Origin of the sequence: Pantoea sp. Mb-10 (assembly GCF_021272205.1) — a bacterium.
Lineage (GTDB): Bacteria > Pseudomonadota > Gammaproteobacteria > Enterobacterales > Enterobacteriaceae > Pantoea.
On sequence record NZ_JAJSDX010000005.1, the window covers coordinates 349,470 to 370,874 of the forward strand.

Consider the following 21,405-nt stretch of genomic DNA (forward strand, 5'->3'; position numbering starts at 1 on the left):
GCCGTATTCATCATCTCCACGCTTTTCCTGCTGCAACAGGTTGATTTAGTCGTGACGTGTCACGACAGGGATTTCTAATTTCAATTCATGCCAGCCAGAATTAACCCAGCAGGCAGCTTCACCCTTACACGGGCATTGTTTGACTGGCAGCTGATCACCGCAGCGGCCACACTCACGATTTCCCAGCGCTGAAATTATCTTCTGTAACTCGGCGTTATCCTTCCTGATCAGGATGGTGAGATATTCACTAAGGTCGTAAGGTTCGCGGCCAGGACGGCGTGCGGCGCAGTTTTGCGACAGCATTTCCAGTTCCTGATGATCCAAAGTTAACTCCAACTTCTTACTACCGGAGGCGGCTTGCCTTGCACGCTGCGCTGCTTTGCGTTCGGCGGGGGATTTAGGCATTTATACCTCCAGCGCCATTTGCAGAGAAATACGGTCACGCTGTTCGCAATAGATGAGCGAGCCCGGACTGTTATGCGACTCAATCCGCTCAACCAAAAGAGCAGCACGCGTCTCTTTAGATGCTGGCGCGTATGCCCCAGACCATGCTTTATCAATGCCTATGTTTCTGGCGACGTTGGTGCTGTCCGCGCTGGCGAGTGGCAACTTTGTGAAGATTAAGGGGTTGAGCATGCGCAGACCGTGGAGCTTAGCGATTGGTTGACCGAACTCGTCAGTTACATGTCGAATCAGGTCTTTCATGCGCGCGACAGCAAGATTCGGGCGCTTAACGTCATATTCTCCGCAACTACCGATTGCCACGCGCGGGTACTCATTGCACAGCCGGATGAAGCGCTCATCACTCTCATTCATGTGCCAGACCGGCACGCCGTAAAAATTGCCATGAGGCCATTCCAGCAGCAAATCATCATTTGCTTCGCCACCACCGTTGATGACATCAGGAATTATTGCGAAATCTAAGCCGGGGTGATTTTTCCACTTTGATACGAATTCGTAATAGTCACTCCAGTTTATTTTGTTTTTCTTTCCAGCTGCAGACCAAGCAGTAAATGCACCGTTGTCTAAAGCAAATGACTGACAATGCTCAGCAGCAAGATTTATCTGCGCTGGATGGGCGAACGAGATAAAGGCGTGCCTGCCGCGCCACGCTTTCAACGCGGCAAGGTCAGGCGTGATAGGCCCGCCGTGATAATGGATCATCACTCACCCTCCACGCGCTTAAACTCAATGACCCACACCCACGGGTTAGCCTGCCAGCTGTCAGCGCCGTAGATTTCACTCCACAGCCCACGGAACCATGTGCGCGCCTGATGTTCATCTTCAGGGTTGTGCGGTAATTGTGCTGGGCAACCTTCATTACGTGCGTCATCGTCAGACAATGCGGTCAAGCGCTCCACACGAACGCCGGTAATCTCCAGCGTTATGCGGGAAGCCCAGCGCGGCATGTGGATTGATGGCACTATTTTTCCTTCGCCGCCACGATACCGATAAAGATCGACCCACCGACCAGCGTCGAGAGGGTGAGCTTTAACAGGTATTTCGTTGCCATCTGCCGGATAGCGAACAACATCTAAACCTGACTCATGCTCAACAGCCTGAGACGTCTCACGCACCCACAGGCGATCACCTACAGCACCGAACGGGCAGGCGTAACCCTCATCTTCGCTGGCCACGCCAAACACCTGCTTTTTAGCTGGTTGAAGGTAGCCATCTTTATCGGCCACACCAGGGGTGTACCAGCGCGCAGTAAAGTCGGTTTCCAGCTCCATATTCATGGGAGAGAAATCAGCAGAAGGCTGCACCTTCATGATCCGGCGTGTCTGCGTCTTTCTGCCGTCGAGAACTGCACGAACCATGTCGTTGTTAAGGATGATTGGGCGCTCTTTCATTGGGCCTTCTCCCCAAACTCACTTGATTTAACCCAGAGACCGCAGCCGTTGTCATCTTTGACAAAGACATAATCTGCGCCGTCTCTATATGGGTTGTTGTCGGTGCCTAACACCTCGTAGTGTTTGCCGTTTGTGAGTGCAGGTGAATTGCCGCGATATATGTGCTTACTCATCGCTATCTCCTTTTGGCGCGCGGAGTTGCTTGGCAAAATCCTCTGCCCGGCAGGCCGTTATGCGATTGCTGCGCTGTTCTTCATGTCCCGGTAATGCATCAGCAATAACGCGCTGCTGATGTGCGAATGACTCCAGGGCATCCGCTCGCACAGAGTTCAGGAAGGCGTCGGTGGCTGAGGTAGTGAGATTTGGCAGCAGCGCATAATCACAGACGGATGAGATATGGCTACCGAGGTAACTATCCTCTTCAGTGCGTGGCCGCTCATCTATCATCGTTGCACGCTGCAAAATCACACCCCATACAGTACAGTCAGTTTCTTCTGACCATCCGTCGCATGCATCACCACGGTAGTAGTCGATGTCGCTGTCAGCTGCTGCAATAGCCTCTTCAGCAGAATCATGCTCTTCAAAGCCGCTATCTGTGCCATAGCTAAAGAAGCCAATGCCGCTTTTCAGAATGGCATTCTCAGCCGCTAGCGCATCACGCTCTTGCTGTAATGCGTTACCGCGTGCTATTGCGCAATCGAGCCGCGTAGAAAGGTCACTGACCATTTTTGCGATGACAATGAGAGGCGTATCCATGCTGATTGCTTTAGCGAATGCGTGGCCAGCGCTTACCAGCTCTTTTCCTGATGTTTGGTTAGTCATGCTGGTGGCCCTCAGTGAAACGTGCGCGATGCGCTGTTGAGGCGCTCAGCTGCGTTTTGAGCGGCAATTGGGTTGCTGAGGATTGAGCCGTCAGGCATGACCCAGCCTTTGAGAATGATGCTGTAGGGCAGGGTGATAATGCCTACAGTTATGTGGTCGTAAGGATTGTTCATGGTCTCTCCACGCTGTTTTTTGGTTGCACGAATCCCTTGCCATTGATGGCAATCAATTGTTGAGGGATTCATTTGATTGGCTGGGAGGCCCTGCAAAGCTCTCAGCCAGTTAACTCCACGCTATGAATGGTACTGCGGTGCCGGGTGCCTCCCGGTGCTCTGGCCGAACTGACAAGCTCCAGAGCGGAGACTTAGACTTGTAGCACCAACTGATCGTGCAGTTATTGATGTCAGTGCTCCGCGAGCGCATAGCCGCATTCACCACAATGGTTGAGAACACTGCGTAACCTGGCACCGATCTGGCCGCATCGAGGTTTGGCTGAATTCTCCAGCTACTGTCGAATGCTGAGGGACTTCTATGTGCGTTCCAACCATTGCTCTCACCATTGTGTGCCTGTCTTTTCACCACATCAGGCTCGGTGGTATGCTGCCCATTCCTACACAGGCAATTAGAGAACCTTATGAATAACAATGGACTTCAGGCTCAAATTAACGCACTAAATTTCGACATTGATAGGCTTAAGGCAGTTCACAAGCAGTATGACGCTAATTTCGCTAACCTAACGGTGAGGACGGAAATCACCGTTAGCCTGATAGCTGCACTAATCAATTCTGGCCTTATAGATAAAGCTAAGGCTTGTGAATTCGTTAAAACAGCACCTCTTAACCTTCCCGGCCATGAGGCGGCCGTTGAAGGAGCAAAACAAACAATCATTCAGATTCTTTCTTCAGCGAAGCCTGCTTGATCATTGAGATATCAATAAATACTGCTCCGTTTTTAATGACAAACGGGGCTTCTTCCCTGACTGTTATTCGCCTTACCTTGGCGCTTTTTTGTATTGTTGCCATCAATAACCTCATAAAAAAAGGGCGGCTACTCCGGTCGAACTTTATCTTCACACTCCTGAAGCGTGAACGCCTCGGAGCAACCGCCTAATGGAATCAATATCTCTACACAACACAGCTTTTCACATCGCACGACATCCGTCTGATGAGAAGAATATAGCTACTTTAAGTAGATAATTGCAACAACAAAAAGTAGATAATCTTGGAGGTGGAGTTTTATTCGAAGGTATGTGGCTGATTTAAGGTGTAAAAAAACCGCCTTTCGGCGGTCTTATATGGTGTTTTATTTAACCGAAGTCGAGCATTTTTAAGGGCAAGCACCTGATTAGCTTGCCGAATATGTGAAGCTCAGACATCTCATTTTCTTCGATATAAAAAGGAGGATAGTTATCATTATCAGAGAGTACTGCAAGCCTCCTACCTTTAACCTTTTGAAGACGCTTAACAAATGTCGAATCTTCGAAGTTAAAGACATACACACCATCTCCATTGAAATGGTCTATCCCCCTATCAACAAACAGTAGGTCGCGAGGGCTTAATGTGGGCATCATGCTATCGCCGTCAACGTTGATAAGCTCAATTCCCTCTAACGTTTTACGACCAAAAAGTTCATAAACCCTGTCATCAGGAATTTCAATTGAACTTATTACTGTAGGGAACGGCTGATTGATGTAGCCATGCCCAGCAGATGCATGTAAATCGAATTGTTTTATCCTGACGGTCCCTTTAGCTGGAACATCAAAGCCTTCCATGACCCCATAATCAAGGTATGCCGGAGACACCGACAATTTCTCGGCGATCTTCATCATTTTCTCGTCCCTTGGCTTTGCCGTACCCAGAGTATAGCGCCGCGCCATCTCATAAGAGACGCCACTTAGTTCTGAGAGTTCTTTTACCCCAAGAGCCAAGCTTTGGAGCGACTTATTAAGCCTGTCGGCAAAGTCTTTGTATTTAGCTTCTTCCACCATGAGTGGAAGATTAAGCGCACAAAACATAGTTGTCATTTCTATTTTAAGTTGCAATAAATTGCTACTTTAAGTAGCATGAGTTTCATCCCACTAAAAGGAATGAAACAAATGCACGCACGCTTCAAAAACGTGAGCGATAAAGCCGTTAAGGCGGTCGGCTCAATGTCAGAGGTCTCTCGCCGATTTGGTTTTGGCTCTGTTCAATCTGTAGCCAACTGGATCGCCAAAGACCGCGTACCACCTGAACGAGTTATTCAACTTTGTGAGTGGGGCGGATGGAAAGTTACACCGCATGAGCTTCGCCCAGACATTTACCCAAACGCCAAAGATGGCATGCCTCTTAAATCAGCAGGATAAATCAACAGCAGTTCTAACTTAACTACCCCAAGGAAACTGAAATGGTAGACACCATTAACTCAGCAATAAGCCAGATGTGTAAAGGACACCAATACGGGCGCTTAGGTATGGCTGCAGATTTGGGCATGTCCATCGATCAGTTTCACAACCACCTGTACCGCAAATGCGGCAGTCGCTTTTTCACCCTTGAAGAACTTCAGCAGATGGAGGACCTGTCCGGCACTTACTGCCTGGCTGAATACTTCGCCAAGCGTCGCGGTTTAACGCTGGTGGACATCGCATCAGTAGAGACGCTGGACAAGGTTGATTTGTTCGACCTCGAAATGCGTTCTGACGCAGCAGCGGGCCAGCTGGCTATAGCCAAGCAGGAAGCCGCAGCAGATGGCGTTATCGACAAAACAGAAATGAAAAAACTGACCGGGTTATTTCACCAGAAAATGCGTCACCAGATGCACGGCTTTTTGGGGTTTCTCGCGCTTTATGGCGCAAGCGTCTCAGAGCACAACGTAGACATTTTCATGGCTAACCGCAGGGTGGAAGTGGCCGGAATGCAGGTTCAGGGCATCGGGGGTTTAGGTGAGTAGAGCAGAAAAGTTGAACGCCCTGGTTTGCAGACCAGAGCGTTCGGCATCGTCAAATCGTCCAGCGTGGAGAAACAACGATATGTCCAGTGTAAATCATAAAAGTCAGGTGAGGCAATTCCGCTGCCGCGTGGAAGGTGGCGTGATGCGGTATGAGCAAAGAGTAACCGGCGCTGGTGGCGCGAACAACTACCAGTCAGCGGAGCCAGTGGTAGTCCAGACGGCGTGGAATGATTTTTACCGTAAACCGGAGACGCTCGAATGCGCACAGTTGACCGCTGGTTTCGTGACCGCCGAGGTATTCCCGTCCGCGTCATCCGCTGGGAGCCTGAATCCAGCCGCGTTATCTACCTTCGCGAAAATTACGAACATGGCGAGTGCTTCTGCCCTCTGCACCAGTTCCGACGCGATTTCCGGGAAATAGAGGCACCACATGAGCGTTAAATTATCCGCATACGTCTGGGACGGTTGCGCCGCATCAGGAATGAAGATCACCAGCGTTGCCATCATGGCTCGCCTGGCTGACTTCTCCAGCGATGAGGGCGTTTGCTGGCCTTCCATAGCGACAATAGCCCGCCAAATTGGGGCAGGGGCGAGCACCGTCCGCACATCCATTGCTGCACTTGAGAAGGATGGCTGGCTTACGCGTACCGAGCGCAGAAACGGCAACCGCAACGCCTCAAATTTGTACCAACTGAACGTCAGAAAGATGCGTGAAGCCGCTATGTATCACCTGTCAGAATCTGACACGTCAAAATCTGACACCTCATATTCTGACACATCAAAATCTGGTGCATCAGTTTCTGACGCGTCGAAATCTGGTGCACCAGAATCCAGCAAAATTGAGGGTTTTCACCCGCCAGAATCTGGCGACGATCCGTCAGTAAATTCAAAACATGATCCATCAAGTAAAAAACCTCTTAGTCAGGTTTCTGCGAAACCCGACAACCAGACCGATTCAAATCAGATTGCTATCGATGTTCTCGAACACCTGAACCGTGCAGCGGGAACGCGCTTCCAGAAGGCGAGCTCATCCCTCGGGCCAATTCGTGGGCGACTGGCAGAAGATTTTACCGCTCATGACCTGATGCTGACCGTGGATTACATGGTCGCGAAATGGGGCAGCGACGCGCAGATGAGTGATTACCTTCGCCCGTCCACGCTCTTTCGACAGGGGAAGTTCCCCGGTTATCTGAAATCGGCGGGTAACTGGGAAAAAGCGGGCAAGCCTCCGTGCGTTGGTGGCAAGTGGCAGCGCGATGTCATGCACATGCCCAGCGCTGAATACGAAATTCCTGAAGGCTTCCGGGGGTAATCATGACGACAGAAACGCTGATCCTCATGCACCTGATGGTGCACAGCTCGCAGAAGCCGGGGCAGATTGCCGAAGCTGTCGGGCGCTCACTCACCACCGTGAGGTCTTCGCTGGTGGCAATGGTCGCTACTGGCGATGTATGGCATGACGCCGAGGCGCGCTATAGCGCTGCCGAGCCTGTTGGCGATGCTGACAGTCAGTTCGTAATCCTCTGCGAAAAGGCGACGAAGTTGCAGGAGCGCAATCTCTGGTACCGCGCCGCCCGTGTCTGGCTTGAAGCGCATGACGCCACCAGCCGACCGGGATTACGCCAGAAGGCGATCATCTGCCGCGCCCGTTGCATCAGTCGCGGGAACTTTCTGGCACCCAAGCCAGAACCTGATTTTCCTGAAAAGCGGAGGCGACGCCAGTGATAACCGCCGTTAAAGCGCACTACTTGCGCAACGAAGATTTCTACCGTGGAGCGCGCTTAGCGGCTCTGATGATGACCGCTTTGATTATTGCCCTGACATGGGAGTTAAAAACAGCATGAGCAGCTTATCCCTGATTTACAAAGACAAAGACAGAAACGAAACCAACATCACCACCCGTAAGACGTATCTCCTGAGCGTTGATGAACTGTACGTCGAAAGTGGTTACAACATCCGTGAGATTGACCAGACCCACGTTGAAGAATTCCGCGACGCTTTTATCGCTGGTGAGCATGTGCCTCCGCTTGCTGTTCAGGTAACGGATCAGGGCATCAAGATTATCGACGGGCACCACCGTTACTACGGTGCAAAGCTGGCGAAAGAAGCCGGGCATGAAATCCGCCTGGAGTGCAAAGACTTCGTAGGCAGCGAAGCAGACCGCATCGCTTTCATGGTCACAAGCAGTCAGGGGCGCGCACTTGAACCACTGGAACGCGCGGCGGCCTACCAGCGGATGATTAATCAGGGATGGGAGCCAGCGGAAATCGCGAAGAAGGTGAAGCGCTCAGTTGCAGACGTTGATCACCACCTCCAACTGCTTACTGCTGGCGATGGGTTAATCGCGATGGTTAAAGCTGGTGAAGTTGCTGCATCGACCGCTGTTGCCATGGTTCGTGAGCACGGTGCGAAAGCTGAGACTGTTGCTAAAACACAGCTTCAGAAGGCTAAAGCTAGCGGCAAGAAGAAGCTGACCCTGAATGATGCGATGCCTCAGTTCAGCGCTACCAAGACAAGAGAATTGCTGGAGCTGGTGGCGAAACATTGTGAGGTGGACTTCGAAAAAGAGACCTTCGCAATCACCCTAGATTTCTCCAGCGACTTTGAAGCACTGAAAGCGATGCAAATTATCAGAGAAGCCCGTGAACATTACGCATCAGAAGTTAAATCTGACGATATCGGCATTCACGAAACCAAGTTACCGCTGAGCCGTGAAGAAATCATAGAGCATAGCGGCATTGAAGTTTTAGCCTGTGCTGTAGCAGCGTTCGGCGATAAACCAGCGTACACGCACACTGAATCTAAATACGCTCATACGTGGGCTGCTGACAGTGTATCAACGCCTGAGTTTTTGGTGATCCCGGCAGAGACCGTTGATAAAGCTATATCATTTCTCGGTAAACATGCTGCCAGTGAAAAGATTACGGGGTGGGTATCCGAAAAGTACCACGGAGACCCACAGCTTGAAGAAGTTAAGAAGCGCTTCGTTGACGTGCTTTCAGAAATAGATTTTCCCCTCGATGAAGTCTTGTCACTTATGAAGGATATTGAGCTTGCTTGCGGTTACAACGTACGAGAATTACGCAATGAAATAAGCAAGCGTCTATCCCGTGTTGCCGTTCATGAGGTAAGGGAGGCTGAATGAAATTAACTCTGCCATTTCCTCCATCCGTAAACACCTACTGGAGAAATACCAGAAAGGGAGTATTAATCAGCGCCTCCGGGCGCTCTTTCCGTTCAAATGCCATCGCCTCGATTTACGAGCAGCTCAAACGACGTCCCAAGCCAATTACAGTGAATGTGGCCGTGGCTGTAATGCTCTATCCCCCGACAAACCATATTCGTGATCTGGACAACTACCTGAAAGCACTGTTCGACAGCCTCACGCATGCTGGGATATGGAAAGACGACAGCCAGATAAAGCAGTTCATGGTGGAGTGGGGGCCGACCACTAAAGGTGGTAAAGCGGAACTAATTATCAGCGAATATCAGGCGGTGACAGCATGAGGGCATTACTGACACCTGAGATAGCGATGAACACGGGCGTCGTGTTGCTTAAGCCTGGCCGGGACCTCTTACCAATGTTCCGTGGCCGCGTCTTAATCTGCACGCCGCCGGGTGAGTTATCTCACCTTCCATCCGGGCTAATTAACGACAGCAGCCAGCCCTTACTTGACGAGCCGCAACTGACAGGTTTCTTTACCGACATGAAAGTGATCGGCGCAGCTGGTGGACTGGAAAAGCATGATGCCTGGGTGCAGAGAATAGGCGCCTGCCAGCTTGATATTAAAGATTCCTATCATCATCCGCATTACACTACGATTCGGACCGAATCGGGAGCGGTATGCCTGTGTTATGCCCACGATAATTACTGCCGTGGAAATGGCACACCCCGTGCTCTTGAGGGGGTAGGAGTGGCTAACGTTTCCCGGTGGGTGATTGAATCGGCCTGCCTACAAATGGGGCTAGGTGCTGACCACCGAATGACGTTGCCGGAGCTTTGCTGGTGGGCTTGTCTTAAAGGCGTAATAGACCTGATCCCCGAAACGCACGCCAGACGCGTTCTCCGCATGCCTGCACAGGTTACAGAGACGGGCGCCATGCCGGAGGCGCTGATTACCCCCGCCACATCAGCGCGGGAAATTATCCAGGACAAGGCGGAAGTTGTTAAGCAGGTTCTTCGCATTTCCGTAGACCCGGAATCACCAATGTCTTTTATGGCGCGCCCAAAGCGGCTGCGCTGGAGCAATGAGAAATACACGCGGTGGGTTAAAGCGCAACCATGCGCATGCTGTCGTAAGCGGGCAGACGATCCGCACCACATAATCGGACACGGACAGGGAGGAATGGGAACGAAGGCGCATGACCTATTTGTGATACCGCTTTGCAGGACGCATCACGATGAGCTGCACCGGGACATGAAGGCATTTGAAGACAAATACGGCAGTCAGCTTGAGCTGCTTGTCAGATTTCTTGATCACTCGATTGCAGTCGGCGTGGTCGGATAAAACTAAAAGCGTGGAGAGAGTTAATGCGTGACATGTCACAGGTATTAGAGCGCTGGGGCGGCTGGGCGCGATCGGATAGCAGCGGGGTTGATTACTCATCAATTGCAGCAGGTTTTAAAGGGTTGCTTCCGCAAGACTCAAAAATAACTTTGTCATGCAGTGATGATGACGGGCTGATTATTGATTCGTGCCTAGCCAAACTTAAATCACGACGCCCAGATGAATATGAATTGATTGTGCTACATTACTTATATCAAATTTCTAAACGAAAACTTGCTCGGAATGCAAGGTGTGACGAGAAATTGATAAGAATAAAACTTCAAATGGCTGAGGGTTTCGTTGATGGCAGTTTGTGTAGCTTGAATGCAAAATTATTTTTCGAGTGAAATGGTTATGTAGGGCTCATTTAAATGAGCCCGTTGTGCTTAATTCTAAATGCCAAAAACTGCTATGCTTTTTATTTTTAATGATGAGCTGGTTACTAGCTCGTGAACCCTTTCCTGAACTTGGCTTAAATCGCTATTATGCGTAGGGTAGATATCAAAAGTTGCAACATTTCTGCCCACTTGTAATTTATTGACACGCTCTATGTCAGCTTCTAAATCTAGACAAAAGCCGAAATCCTCCAGTTTACCGCTGGTTCCCTCGACAGTGACTTTCATTACAGTCCTTAATGTATTGCGACTGATTTGTGATGATTTTTTTGTTAATGAAACACTATTGCTATTATTGAGCGACCTTCCTAGCATCGATATAGAATCTTCTAGAGCATCCATGCGTTCAATCAGATATTTATCAGTAGGTCGAGTTTCTGTTGACTCTCTAATAATTAATGCTTCAGCTACTCGATAAATTGGGTTGTCTTGATTTTCATCATTAATAGCTGCATCGATAGCTTTCTCTAACCTGGGGATTAGTTCAAAGGCTCCAGCCATGTCATTTTTATAAAATATAGTTCTCTCATCGGATATATCAAAGGGTAAGGTGGTTCCCTCTTCTGCTATTGTTATTACTGGTTTCTTTGTTGCATGCCTAACAGCAAGTTCATACATCACATTTGGATTTAAGTCAGTCAGGTTAGTTATTACTAGTTCATCTTGAAGTAGGTGCTGGATGACTTGTTTGGTTATTGAACCGAGAGTGGAAATTTCATGAGCCACATGAACTTCATAACCTTTATCTCTAAGAGCGGGCCGAATTACACTGTCCAGTATACCTTGAGCTTTACGTCGCGTGCTCGAATCTGCTGCGCCGATAGGAGTTACAATAAAGCATTTTTTTTCTGCCACGTCTTTTTCAGCTTTCATATTTTTTCTCACTGATTTTTTCTACCCAATACAAAAAAAGGAAAATGTACTAACGCGGTCCGCAAAATCATTGGTAATGTGATAAGAGTCGTTACTACGCAGTAAAGCTTATCATCGAGAATCAGTTGCAAAATTTATAGGTAATCTAGGCTCCTGCTTCCTCATCAAATGGGCGACGTTTCTAGTACATCATGTTCATAAACATTTTTACTTGATTGAATCCAGCGGTGTCAAAAACCAACAAACTGCTTAAAGAAACATTGCTTTGCAAGGGGCTACTGAAAACTGTAAATCGGTTGTGACCTCTTTGCCAAGTGGCTAAAATCTGCCCATTACCATTGTAGATTTTGGGCAGGCTCTTACCGTCCCATTCTTCAGGGCAGTAGTATGTATGAGTCATAGCGCAGCCTAAATGTTTGTGTACTTCATCTAAGGTGTAGTGATTCATCGTTTCTAACCTGCATAGAATTACATTGGTATTACATAATCCAACCTCGTGCTCGACGGAGCAAGAAATTATCGCGTTATGCGTCAGGGTTTTATTCACAGAGGGTCGCCAATAGAGCGGCCTTCTTTCATTTTTGCGCCCGCTCATCACTTCGACTCTAACTCTTCACAAGTTGAGGCGCGCAATTTTTCATTGTGACCACAGACAGCACCGACCGTTATCACGGAGGTGACAATGAGTATCAACCATATGAGCAAACTAGCATCAGGAGCGGCATACGGTGCAGCTGGTTCGGCTGTGGCTAATGGCGTGTTAACGCGACTGAGTCCAGATGAATGGAGTGCGGTCGGTGTTATCGCCGGTATCGTGCTTGCGTTGATGACGTTTGCCATCAACGCGTATTTCAAACGCAAAGTATCGCTGGCTCAGATTAAAGCTTTGGAGCAGCGCGGATACATCCCAACCGATAAGCTTGGCGAGGAATAACTATGGCAATGTCAGCCAGCCTGCGTAACAGATTGATTGCCGCTGCAGGAGGCGGAGCCATGTTTATCGCTACGGTATTCCTTGGCGGAAAGAGTGGAGTGGAAGGGCCCGCATACGAACCCTACAAAGATGTGGCTGGCGTGTGGACCGTTTGTTATGGCCATACGGGCGCCGATATCGTTAAGGGCAAAACATACACAGACCGTGAATGTGATCACCTGCTGTGGAGTGACCTGCAACCGGTAAAGAAAACTGTCGATAGCCTAATTAAGGTGCCGCTTAACGAATATCAGCGCGCTGCGCTTTACAGCTTCACTTACAACGTGGGCACTGGTTCATTTTCAAAATCCACTTTGCTGAAGAAGCTGAACAAGGGCGATCAGGCCGGAGCCTGCGAAGAACTGCGCCGGTGGGTATACGCTGGTGGCATGAAATTTCGCGGCCTGATGAACCGCCGCGACATGGAGCGCTCAATGTGTCTTGCGGAAGGTCCTGATGACATCTAAAGCCATTACAGCGCTGATGCTGTGTTTGCTAATAGCTGCTCTTACTTCCGCAGGCTTAGCTATGTATTACCGGGGCAACGCCATCGACTATAAGGCGCAGCGGGACACGGCGATCATTAACCTCAAGTTAGCCAATGACACCATCAACGACATGCAGACACGCCAGCGTGATGTTGCCGCCCTCGATGTCAAATACACCAAGGAGTTATCCATTGCAAAAGCTGAAAATGATGCTTTGCAGCGCAAGCTTGATCGCGGTGGTCGGGTGCTCGTCGCCGGCTCCTGTCCAAAGCAAGCCACCCAGCCCGCCAGCGTGGACGATGGAACCACCGTCCAACTCTCTCCAGTTGCTGGACGAAACGTTCTCAGTATCAGAGCCGGAATTAAAGGCGACCGAGCAAAAATAGCCGCTTTACAGCAGTTCATAGTAGAGCAGTGCTTAAAATAAGGTAGAGGGCACAATAAAATTGCGCCTCTCAATTAAGGAAGTTCTACAATCCAAGCGCTTTGGCTTTCCTGAGCAGCCCTTCATAAATGGTATCGAAAGAATGCATGGCAGAAGATAAGCCGGAGGGCTTTCCTGAAAGCTGAGCCACTATTTTTACAGTTTCAGAGAAGATGAATTTTTTGAGCTCTTGTTCGTTCATTAGACGCCTCTGTTTGATGGATGAATGCGGGCATTCAAGACAGCGACAAATGAGTCTTTTGAAATCCCGGCATCGTGAGTCCAGTCGTCGTTTCGTGCAGGTATGAAAACATCAAGCATACGCTTGTATGTTGCGACGTAAGGGGCATGGGAGTTTTTGGTGATGTCAATGTCTTCGAACCTTTCCATCCTCTTAAACATGTCGGCAGCGCTCAAATACTCCGTTTCGTTATTTCCATCAAAACCAGGGAAAACAAGAGAGCTTTCTCCTTTGAAATTAGGAACTGAGGAAGCAATTTCGGCTTTTTCACTTTCATCAAAGTTATTATAAGTATATTGGAGAATGCTATACATATCAGCAACATCACCAACGAAAGTAACATGACGTGGCATTCCATTGCCATCGTTTAAACTTTGATATCTAAAACCTATAGCCCATGTATTTTCAGTTAAAAGAGCATCTTCTATGAAAGATGGGTCGACACTATCTCTAATTTTCAAGGCACGATGTATGTCGCAAAGCATAAGTATTTGAAGTTTTTCTGCCTGTGTATAGCTCACATGATTCTCCTTAATTATGGTGGTAAAGCATTAGCATAATTAAGCAGTTTTAGTCCGAAGTAAATCTGCGTTTTTTCATGAAAGGTAATCCCCATCATGGAAGTAGTGATAAATGGTACACGCTACGCTCCTATTACCAGCTGTAGCCAACTTATCGGTATAGCCATCAGTACATATAACCGCCATGAGGTTTTGTCCCGCGCCCTTGATCATCAGCTTAAGTTTCTTCCCGCTGGTGCGCTGGTGGTTGTCATTGATGACGGTTCAACCGTTCCTGTCACTGTTCCTGCTGGCGTGAGGGTTATTCGCCGTGACGTGTCACGCGGAATAGTTGCGTCAAAGAACACCAGTTTGCAGACGCTGATTGAAGCTGGCTGTGAGCATTTATTCCTGTGGGATGATGATGCATGGCCAATCGCTAAAGGATGGGAACAGCCGTACCTTTATTCACCCGAGTCGCATCTGGCCTACCAGTTTCAGGACTTCGCGACAGGACAAAAGCTCAACGACATCGCTGTGCTTTACCGCGACGATAAGCACGTTGCCTACACAGGCCAGCGCGGCGTGATGCTTTACTACCATCGCAGCGTTATTGAAAAGGTGGGTGGATTTGATCCCATCTATCAGCGCGGCATGTATGAGCACTCAGATTTAGCGTTACGCATTCATAATGCCGGGCTTACGTCGTGGGCTTTCGCTGATGTGGTCGGTTCGGAAAAGTTAATTTACTCGCTTGATGAGCATCAGGCGGTTGAGCGTTCAGTACCGAAGCCAGACCGTGAAGCACAGGTTAAGCGCAATGTGACGATTCATAACGAGCGCCGTAACAGTGGTTATACCGGATATGCTGAGTACCGCGACAAGCGCAATGTCGTCATCACCACGCTACTGACCAGCCAGCCGGACCCACAGCGCGGCGCTAGAATTACACCATCACCTGACCTGCTGGCTAGTTGGGCGACATCGCTCAGGGGTTGTGGCCGCATCGTCCTGGCTGATGAGCTGGACACTGTTCCGGCTGATGTCGAGTTATTCCGTGTGCCGGATGTGAATATGAATGTCTACTTCCGGCGCTGGCTGCATATCTGGCAGCACCTTCGTGATCATCCTGAATATCACTTCGTCTGGTGTACCGATGGTACTGACGTTGAGATGCTGTGCGAACCGTGGCAAGGGATGGAAGAAGGAAAGATTTACGTTGGCTCCGAACCCAAAACCTATGCAGACGCGTGGTCTAAACAGCACCATCCTGAAGGTATCTATCAGGCGTTTATCGCTGAGCACCAGAATGATGTGATGCTGAATGCCGGTCTGCTTGGTGGCGTTCGTGCTGACGTCATGGCAGTAGCCCATGGTATCGTCCGCCTGTATTACCACATCGAATCGCTGCGGTTCTGGAATCAGGAAGTGAAAGCAGCTGCTGTTGGTGACATGGTTGCCTTTGGCATTGTGGCTTATCGATTTGCTGATGGGCTGGTTACTGGTCCACGCGTCCATACCGTGTTTAAATCTGAAGGTATGGGTAAGGATTATGCCTGGTGGCGGCACAAGTAGAGGTTCTATGAAAGTTTACGTATTGGAATATGTTAACTACGACGACTTCCACGTTTTAGGTATTTTCACCTCGATGGAGAAGGCATCTGCTGCGAAGGAAGAATTTTTAGCTGAGCACTCATCAGATGCATTGGGGGGTAAATATACCGAAGACAATTTCGAGATCACTGAAAAAACAATTGATGAAATGAAAGTGCCTCAGCATCTCTAATTCAACCAAAAGACATTAAGGTCGCTTCGGCGGCCTTTTTTATTGCTTGAGAAAAGGTCAACTATGAGTGATATCAAGTTTGTCGTGGTCGGTCATCATACGCGCCGTCAACAGGCTGAACAATTAGCTTGGTCGCTTCGTGCCCACCTGCTGATTGATGAAGGGCATCACGGCGCAAATTGGAACCACAGACGCGCCATTAAATGGGCCAACCAGCAGGATTGCCGCGTAATGATAATGGAAGACGATGCGCTGCTGGTTAGTTGCTTCACCGAAAAGGTAGCAGCCTGGCTTGACCGGTTCCCTGACGACTTGCTGTCTTTCTATCTCGGCACGGGCAGGCCGCCACAGTATCAGCTTGAGGTAGCAACAAAGCTTATCGACAGCGATCAACGCCAGACGGATTACATCACCATGAACAGGCTGATTCACGGCGTCTGCTACAGCATACCGCAACATCGTATCAGTGATGTGCTTACAAAATGGGACAGCGCAAAGCCAGCTGACTACGCCGTTGGTGATGCCTATAGCGGCGATGTTATCTATCCATGCTATTCACTTGTTGACCATGCAGACTCGGACACCGTTGAGCAGCACCCGGACAATGAGCAACGCACACAGCGACGCAGGGCGTGGAGGCTTGATGCCAGCACTGATACCAAGAGCATGCAGGAAGCGCGGCTGTGCCAAGACCACAACTGACCGCTCAGGTTACTGTGAAGCTCACCGCAATCATGGTTGGGAGCAGCATCAGCAGGGGCAGAGCAGGCATGAGCGCGGCTATGGCAGCAAGTGGGATGTGAAAAGAGCTCGCATCCTCCAGCGTGATAGGCATCTCTGCCAGAACTGCCTGAGAAACGGAAGGCCAACAGCAGCCAAGACCGTTGACCATATCGTATCCAAATCACATGGGGGTACCGATGATGACGCCAACCTTGAAGCCCTGTGCTGGCCCTGCCACCGCAGCAAAACCGCGAAAGAGAGGCTGAAATGAGAATCAATATCACCAAAGTGATTTCAAATGTGACTATCTCACCTCAAATGAGAGCCATTATCGTTTGTCAGGGGGAGGGCGGGTCGAAAGTTCACCCCTCTCGCCTTTAAGGACCGCCGCCTAACCTTTTTTCGCATCGCCGCAGGTTAGAAAACTTTTTTTGGGGTGACCCAACCAGTGATTAATAGGAGTTTTCGATTATGCCAGGACCACCGAAAACCCCGACACATCTGGCTTTGGTGAAGGGGAACCCATCAAAACGCGCTATAAACAAAAACGAGCCAAAACCTAAGTCAGGGGTACCCCCAACTCCAAAGCATCTGGATAAGATGGGAAAGTACTGGTTCAAGCGAATTGGCGAAGAACTCGCTGCCGTTGGCGTGATGACCACGCTCGACGGAAAAGCCCTTGAGCTGCTGATTGAGGCCTACACCGAGTACCGTCAACACTGCGATGTTCTGGCTGAAGAGGGCTACACCTACAAGACGGTGTCCGCAACAGGCGAGGATATTGTCAAAGCTCATCCGGCAGCAGTAATGAAGTCCGATGCGTGGAAGCGCATTCGGGCGATGCTCACTGAATTTGGCATGACCCCTGCCAGCCGTTCCAAGGTTGGCGCTAAAGGGCCTGCTGAAGCCGATCCCCTTGAAGAGTTTCTTAAAAAGCGCAAATGATGAATGGCAATTGTTCAGGCTGGTATTCAGTACGCCGAGTGCGTGCTGTCTGGCGAGATCGTTGCTGGCGAACTGGTGCGCCTGGCGTGCCAGCGTTTTCTCAATGATTTAGAGCATGGGCCGGAACGCGGTATCTACTTCAGCGAGGACCGCGCTCAGCATATTCTCGACTTTTATAATTTTGTTCCGCACGTCAAAGGCGCGCTGGCGGGTAAGCCGATTGAGCTTATGCCGTGGCACATTTTCATCCTGATCAATCTCTTTGGCTTCATCATCCCTCTGATTGATGAAATCTCGGGCGAGCAGGTGCTCGATGATGAAGGCGACCCGGTTATGGTTCGCCGGTTTCGCACTGCATATAACGAGGTGGCGCGTAAAAACGCCAAATCTACCGTCTCGTCTGGTATCGGTCTTTATATGACCGGTGCAGACGGTGAGGGCGGCGCTGAGGTCTATTCGGCTGCCACAACCCGTGATCAGGCGCGAATCGTTTTTGATGACGCCAAGAACATGATCAAGAAGGCCCCCCGCACCCTGGGGAGGCTCTTTGGTCACGTTAAACTGAACATCCATCAGGAGCGAACGGCATCGAAGTTTGAGCCGCTTTCCAGTGATGCTAATAACCTTGACGGCCTGAACATTCACTGCGGCATAGTCGATGAGTTACACGCTCACCGCACCCGTGATGTGTGGGACGTGCTGGAAACCGCAACGGGGGCGCGTCTCCAGTCATTGCTGTTCGCTATTACTACTGCAGGCACCAACAAAGAAGGTATCTGCTTCGAGCAGCGTGATTACGCCATAAAAGTGTTGCGCGGTGTGGTTGATGATGACACGTATTTTGCCGTCATTTACACGCTTGATGAGCAAGACGATCCGTTTGATGAGGCGAACTGGCCTAAAGCTAATCCCGGCCTCGGTATCTGCAAGCGCTGGGACGATATGCGCCGCCTTGCCAAAAAGGCAAAAGAGCAGGTTGCAGCCCGTCCAAACTTTTTCACCAAACACCTTAATATCTGGGTTACGGCTGAAAGCGCCTGGATGGACATGAATCGCTGGTCAAAAATGCCGAAACTCGGCACTGATGAAGACCGTAAAACGTGGCCGATGTGGGTGGGCGTTGACCTCGCTAACAAGATTGATATCTGCGCAGCGGTTAAAACATGGCGTGACCCATCCGGAGAAACTCACATGCAGTCACGCTTCTGGATACCGGAAGGAAGGCTTCAAACCGCACCTGCTCATATTGCTGAGCTTTACAGGAAGTGGTCGGCGGCCGGTTATCTTGAGCTGACCGATGGTGACGTTATCGACCACGCCATGATCAAGGCGGACATAGTGAAGTGGGTCCATGGGGAAAATATTAAGGAGATTGCGTTCGATCCCTGGAGTGCCGTTCAGTTCAGTCTGTCACTTGCTGAAGAGGGTTTGCCGCTTGTTGAAGTTGCTCAGACGGTAAAAAACTTATCAGAATCAATGAAATCTGTTCAGGCAGAAATTTACGGCAACAAATTTCACCATGATGAAAACCCTGTCATGACCTGGATGATGTCAAACGTCACGGTCAAGCCTGACAAAAACGACAACATTTTCCCAAACAAGTCCACGCCTGAAAACAAAATTGACGGGCCGGTCGCGCTGTTCACTGCCAAAAGCCGAATGCTGGTTAACGGTGGTGAAGATGCGCAGGACCTCAGTGGATTCTTCGAAAACCCGATAATGATAGGCGTCTGATGAAAAAACATAAACAGCCTGGCAAGGTTAAATCAGCCTTGCTGAACTGGTTAGGCGTACCGATTGGATTAACAACGGGTACTTTCTGGCAGGAATGGATGGGGATGAGTAGCAGTGGCAAGGTTGTCTCAGCCGATAAAGCTATCCAGCTTTCTGCAGTATGGGCCTGCGTCCGGCTTTTGAGTGAATCTGTATCAACGCTGCCGCTCAAAATCTATCAGCGTCAGGCGGATGGTTCAAGAAAGCCTGCCACGCAACATCCAGCTTATAAGGTGCTTTGTCGTCGCCCTAATCTGGAGATGACGCCATCGCGATTTATGCTGATGCTTGTTGCCAGTATCTGTCTTCGTGGTAATGGGTTTGTCGAAAAAAAGATGATCGGCAACAAGCTGGTTTCGCTGGTTCCGCTTTTGCCCCAAAACATGGTTGTTAAACGACTTGATGATGGTTCTCTGCAGTACACCTACACCGAATCATCATCCCAACGCGTGATACCCGTTAAAAACATCATGCATATTCGCGGATTCGGGCTTGATGGTGTCTGCGGCATGATGCCGATGATGGCGGGCCGTGATGTCATCGGCGCGGCTATGGCAGTAGAAGAGTCAGCAGCAAAAATCTTTGAAAACGGCCTACAGAGCTCCGGCTTTCTCTCTGCTGAAACTGCCCTGGATAAGGACCAGCGCGAAAGGCTGCGTGGTTATATGCAGGCGTTCATCGGCTCGCGTAACGCCGGGAAGATCATGGTGCTTGAAGGCGGGCTGAAGTACCAGAATGTCACCATGAATCCTGAAGCGGCTCAGATGCTGGAATCTCGCGCTTTCAGTATTGAAGAAATTTGCCGATGGTTCCGCGTACCGCCGTTTATGGTTGGCCATGCGGATAAGCAGAGCAGCTGGGCTTCGAGCGTAGAGGGAATGAACCTCCAGTTCCTGACAAATACTCTCAGACCGCTTCTTGTGAATATTGAGCAGGAAATTTCACGATGCCTGCTTGATGGTGACGAAGAGTTATTTGCGGAATTCTCGGTTGAGGGGTTATTGCGTGCAGACAGTGCCGGGCGTTCTGCCTACTACACAACAGCGCTTCAAAACGGGTGGATGTCTCGTAATGACGTTCGTCGCCTGGAAAACATGCCGCCGATTGAAGGGGGTGAGATTTACACCGTTCAACTGAATCTCACGCCACTGGAAGACCTGAAACAAAACAGTCAGGCAGCGCAGGCCGCTAACCTTCTGAAAATACACAACTACGTTTTCCCGGATATTCCTTTCGAACAATCCCCGCTTAAGAAAGCGGCTTAGGAGCTACCCAAATGACACTGAAAAGCCTTCCGGCAGCGCCGGCGGGGCGGCCTTCTGCACTCTCAAAAAGAGACCTGCCGTCAGCCGCAATGGAGCGCTGGAACGGCGGCATCAAGGCCGCCAAGCCCGATGACAACAGCATTTCGATTTTTGACGTAATCGGCTCGGATTTTTGGGGGGAAGGCGTAACGGCCAGCCGCATCGCAGGCGCGCTGCGTTCGCTCAACGGTGCTGACGTGACGGTCAATGTCAACTCGCCGGGCGGTGACATGTTCGAAGGCTTGGCGATTTATAACCTGCTGCGCGAGTACGAAGGAAAAGTAACGGTGAAGGTGCTGGGTCTTGCGGCTTCAGCGGCTTCCATTATCGCTATGGCCGGAGACGATATTCAGATCGGGCGCGGCGCGTTCCTGATGATCCATAACTGCTGGGTTTATGCGATGGGTAATCGCCATGACTTGGCGCAAATCGCGTCGGATATGGAACCTTTCGACAAGGCGATGGGCGACATCTACTCAGCACGTACGGGCCTCAGCATTGAAGACGTCGCCGCGATGATGGACGGAGAAACCTACATTGGCGGCAGTGATGCGGTTGATAAAGGTTTTGCTGATCGTCTGCTTTCCGCTGACGAAATTTCTGACGAGGACGACAGCCCTGCTGCGGCACTCCGCAAGCTCGATGCGCTGCTGGCTAAGGCTGACACCCCGCGTTCTGAGCGTCGTAAGCTCCTGAAAGCTTTATCGGGCAGCAAGCCGTGCGCTGCTGCCAGTCCTGATGGTATGCCGGGCGCTACCGAAGAAATCAACCCTGACAATCTCAAACAACTTGAAGACGCCCTGGCGGCGTTCGGCTAATAAGGAAAGACC

32 protein-coding genes are annotated in these 21,405 nt (G+C 50.1%); 21 read left to right on the forward strand and 11 right to left on the reverse strand.

From position 1 onward, the window contains the following. Positions 1-45 precede the first annotated feature (45 nt). From LU196_RS13000 to LU196_RS13025, 6 genes are read right to left on the reverse strand one after another with little or no spacing between them, the layout of a single operon-like run. Positions 46-405 carry a hypothetical protein gene (locus tag LU196_RS13000; RefSeq protein ID WP_232757426.1) on the reverse strand — a complete coding sequence of 120 codons (360 nt, stop codon included), beginning with the start codon at positions 403-405 and terminating at the stop codon, positions 46-48. Beyond that, complete coding sequence (locus tag LU196_RS13005) at positions 406-1,164, reverse strand: hypothetical protein (RefSeq protein WP_232757425.1); 759 nt, start codon at positions 1,162-1,164, stop codon at positions 406-408. Then, positions 1,164-1,853: a hypothetical protein gene (locus LU196_RS13010; protein WP_232757424.1), complete on the reverse strand. Its 690-nt coding sequence runs from the start codon at positions 1,851-1,853 to the stop codon at positions 1,164-1,166. The genes LU196_RS13005 and LU196_RS13010 overlap by 1 nt, the downstream gene beginning before the upstream one ends. Then, positions 1,850-2,026 (reverse strand): hypothetical protein, encoded by a 177-nt coding sequence (locus tag LU196_RS13015; protein WP_232757423.1) that lies wholly within the window; start codon positions 2,024-2,026, stop codon positions 1,850-1,852. The genes LU196_RS13010 and LU196_RS13015 overlap by 4 nt, the downstream gene beginning before the upstream one ends. Beyond that, positions 2,019-2,675, reverse strand: a complete 657-nt coding sequence (locus tag LU196_RS13020) for a hypothetical protein (protein ID WP_232757422.1) — start codon at positions 2,673-2,675, stop codon at positions 2,019-2,021. The genes LU196_RS13015 and LU196_RS13020 overlap by 8 nt, the downstream gene beginning before the upstream one ends. Positions 2,676-2,686: 11 nt before the next feature. Further along, positions 2,687-2,848: a DUF1317 family protein gene (locus LU196_RS13025; RefSeq protein ID WP_232757421.1), complete on the reverse strand. Its 162-nt coding sequence runs from the start codon at positions 2,846-2,848 to the stop codon at positions 2,687-2,689. Between the two features lie 461 nt (positions 2,849-3,309). On the opposite strand from LU196_RS13025, the gene LU196_RS13030 reads away from it, so the two are divergent. Then, complete coding sequence (locus LU196_RS13030) at positions 3,310-3,594, forward strand: hypothetical protein (RefSeq protein ID WP_232757420.1); 285 nt, start codon at positions 3,310-3,312, stop codon at positions 3,592-3,594. Between the two features lie 387 nt (positions 3,595-3,981). On the opposite strand, the gene LU196_RS13035 is transcribed toward LU196_RS13030, so the two are convergent. Continuing rightward, positions 3,982-4,698, reverse strand: coding sequence for a helix-turn-helix transcriptional regulator (locus tag LU196_RS13035; RefSeq protein ID WP_232757419.1), 717 nt, complete (start codon positions 4,696-4,698; stop codon positions 3,982-3,984). A gap of 72 nt (positions 4,699-4,770) precedes the next feature. Here LU196_RS13035 and LU196_RS13040 point away from each other — a divergent pair, with 72 nt between their 5' ends. From LU196_RS13040 to LU196_RS13080, 9 genes are all read left to right on the forward strand, one after another. Beyond that, the gene (locus LU196_RS13040; protein ID WP_232757418.1) at positions 4,771-5,019 is read left to right on the forward strand and encodes a YdaS family helix-turn-helix protein; all 249 of its coding nucleotides are present in this window, start codon (positions 4,771-4,773) and stop codon (positions 5,017-5,019) included. A gap of 41 nt (positions 5,020-5,060) precedes the next feature. Then, positions 5,061-5,603: a YmfL family putative regulatory protein gene (locus LU196_RS13045; protein WP_232757417.1), complete on the forward strand. Its 543-nt coding sequence runs from the start codon at positions 5,061-5,063 to the stop codon at positions 5,601-5,603. A 258-nt stretch (positions 5,604-5,861) separates the two neighbouring features. Further along, complete coding sequence (locus LU196_RS13050) at positions 5,862-6,044, forward strand: DUF4222 domain-containing protein (RefSeq protein ID WP_232757416.1); 183 nt, start codon at positions 5,862-5,864, stop codon at positions 6,042-6,044. Continuing rightward, positions 6,034-6,915: a conserved phage C-terminal domain-containing protein gene (locus tag LU196_RS13055; protein WP_232757415.1), complete on the forward strand. Its 882-nt coding sequence runs from the start codon at positions 6,034-6,036 to the stop codon at positions 6,913-6,915. Before LU196_RS13050 ends, LU196_RS13055 begins: the two co-directional genes overlap by 11 nt. Before the next feature lie 2 nt (positions 6,916-6,917). Beyond that, positions 6,918-7,328, forward strand: a complete 411-nt coding sequence (locus LU196_RS13060; RefSeq protein ID WP_232757414.1) for a MarR family transcriptional regulator — start codon at positions 6,918-6,920, stop codon at positions 7,326-7,328. A gap of 115 nt (positions 7,329-7,443) precedes the next feature. Beyond that, a complete protein-coding gene (locus LU196_RS13065; protein ID WP_232757413.1) occupies positions 7,444-8,748 on the forward strand; it encodes a chromosome partitioning protein ParB in 1,305 nt (434 codons plus the stop codon). Next, positions 8,745-9,110 (forward strand): RusA family crossover junction endodeoxyribonuclease, encoded by a 366-nt coding sequence (locus LU196_RS13070; protein ID WP_232757412.1) that lies wholly within the window; start codon positions 8,745-8,747, stop codon positions 9,108-9,110. The genes LU196_RS13065 and LU196_RS13070 overlap by 4 nt, the downstream gene beginning before the upstream one ends. Beyond that, positions 9,107-10,111 (forward strand): DUF968 domain-containing protein, encoded by a 1,005-nt coding sequence (locus LU196_RS13075; protein WP_232757411.1) that lies wholly within the window; start codon positions 9,107-9,109, stop codon positions 10,109-10,111. Before LU196_RS13070 ends, LU196_RS13075 begins: the two co-directional genes overlap by 4 nt. A gap of 23 nt (positions 10,112-10,134) precedes the next feature. Continuing rightward, the gene (locus tag LU196_RS13080) at positions 10,135-10,497 is read left to right on the forward strand and encodes an antiterminator Q family protein (RefSeq protein ID WP_232757410.1); all 363 of its coding nucleotides are present in this window, start codon (positions 10,135-10,137) and stop codon (positions 10,495-10,497) included. 45 nt (positions 10,498-10,542) lie between these two features. Here the strand turns inward: LU196_RS13080 and LU196_RS13085 are convergent, their stop codons facing one another. After that, positions 10,543-11,418 carry a hypothetical protein gene (locus LU196_RS13085; RefSeq protein WP_232757409.1) on the reverse strand — a complete coding sequence of 292 codons (876 nt, stop codon included), beginning with the start codon at positions 11,416-11,418 and terminating at the stop codon, positions 10,543-10,545. 181 nt (positions 11,419-11,599) lie between these two features. Continuing rightward, the gene (locus tag LU196_RS13090) at positions 11,600-11,866 is read right to left on the reverse strand and encodes a hypothetical protein (protein WP_232757408.1); all 267 of its coding nucleotides are present in this window, start codon (positions 11,864-11,866) and stop codon (positions 11,600-11,602) included. Between the two features lie 234 nt (positions 11,867-12,100). Between LU196_RS13090 and LU196_RS13095 the strand changes: the two genes are divergently transcribed. The 3 genes from LU196_RS13095 to LU196_RS13105 are packed head-to-tail and all read left to right on the forward strand — an operon-like array spanning position 12,101 to position 13,306. Then, positions 12,101-12,352, forward strand: a complete 252-nt coding sequence (locus LU196_RS13095) for a phage holin (RefSeq protein WP_232757407.1) — start codon at positions 12,101-12,103, stop codon at positions 12,350-12,352. Positions 12,353-12,354: 2 nt separating this feature from the next. After that, on the forward strand, positions 12,355-12,858 hold the full coding sequence (locus tag LU196_RS13100) for a lysozyme (protein ID WP_304622737.1): 504 nt from the start codon (positions 12,355-12,357) through the stop codon (positions 12,856-12,858). Then, positions 12,848-13,306 carry a lysis protein gene (locus tag LU196_RS13105; protein ID WP_232757406.1) on the forward strand — a complete coding sequence of 153 codons (459 nt, stop codon included), beginning with the start codon at positions 12,848-12,850 and terminating at the stop codon, positions 13,304-13,306. Before LU196_RS13100 ends, LU196_RS13105 begins: the two co-directional genes overlap by 11 nt. A 43-nt stretch (positions 13,307-13,349) precedes the next feature. Here the strand turns inward: LU196_RS13105 and LU196_RS13110 are convergent, their stop codons facing one another. Both LU196_RS13110 and LU196_RS13115 read right to left on the reverse strand, forming a co-directional pair. Further along, complete coding sequence (locus tag LU196_RS13110; protein ID WP_232757405.1) at positions 13,350-13,505, reverse strand: hypothetical protein; 156 nt, start codon at positions 13,503-13,505, stop codon at positions 13,350-13,352. Beyond that, a complete protein-coding gene (locus LU196_RS13115) occupies positions 13,505-14,065 on the reverse strand; it encodes a YfbU family protein (RefSeq protein ID WP_232757404.1) in 561 nt (186 codons plus the stop codon). Before LU196_RS13115 ends, LU196_RS13110 begins: the two co-directional genes overlap by 1 nt. Positions 14,066-14,161: 96 nt before the next feature. Between LU196_RS13115 and LU196_RS13120 the strand changes: the two genes are divergently transcribed. The 8 genes from LU196_RS13120 (at position 14,162) to LU196_RS13155 (ending at position 21,393) form a co-directional block, all read left to right on the forward strand. Next, positions 14,162-15,619: a glycosyltransferase family 2 protein gene (locus LU196_RS13120; RefSeq protein WP_232757403.1), complete on the forward strand. Its 1,458-nt coding sequence runs from the start codon at positions 14,162-14,164 to the stop codon at positions 15,617-15,619. 7 nt (positions 15,620-15,626) lie between these two features. Continuing rightward, complete coding sequence (locus LU196_RS13125) at positions 15,627-15,830, forward strand: hypothetical protein (protein ID WP_232757402.1); 204 nt, start codon at positions 15,627-15,629, stop codon at positions 15,828-15,830. A 63-nt stretch (positions 15,831-15,893) separates the two neighbouring features. Next, positions 15,894-16,532: a hypothetical protein gene (locus tag LU196_RS13130; protein ID WP_232757401.1), complete on the forward strand. Its 639-nt coding sequence runs from the start codon at positions 15,894-15,896 to the stop codon at positions 16,530-16,532. After that, positions 16,474-16,824 carry an HNH endonuclease gene (locus LU196_RS13135; RefSeq protein WP_232757400.1) on the forward strand — a complete coding sequence of 117 codons (351 nt, stop codon included), beginning with the start codon at positions 16,474-16,476 and terminating at the stop codon, positions 16,822-16,824. Before LU196_RS13130 ends, LU196_RS13135 begins: the two co-directional genes overlap by 59 nt. A gap of 200 nt (positions 16,825-17,024) precedes the next feature. Next, on the forward strand, positions 17,025-17,498 hold the full coding sequence (locus tag LU196_RS13140) for a phage terminase small subunit P27 family (protein WP_232757399.1): 474 nt from the start codon (positions 17,025-17,027) through the stop codon (positions 17,496-17,498). Between the two features lie 3 nt (positions 17,499-17,501). Further along, the gene (locus LU196_RS13145) at positions 17,502-19,232 is read left to right on the forward strand and encodes a terminase large subunit (RefSeq protein WP_232757398.1); all 1,731 of its coding nucleotides are present in this window, start codon (positions 17,502-17,504) and stop codon (positions 19,230-19,232) included. After that, positions 19,232-20,536, forward strand: a complete 1,305-nt coding sequence (locus LU196_RS13150) for a phage portal protein (protein ID WP_232757397.1) — start codon at positions 19,232-19,234, stop codon at positions 20,534-20,536. The genes LU196_RS13145 and LU196_RS13150 overlap by 1 nt, the downstream gene beginning before the upstream one ends. An 11-nt stretch (positions 20,537-20,547) precedes the next feature. Next, positions 20,548-21,393: a head maturation protease, ClpP-related gene (locus LU196_RS13155; protein ID WP_232757396.1), complete on the forward strand. Its 846-nt coding sequence runs from the start codon at positions 20,548-20,550 to the stop codon at positions 21,391-21,393. Positions 21,394-21,405: the final 12 nt, after the last annotated feature.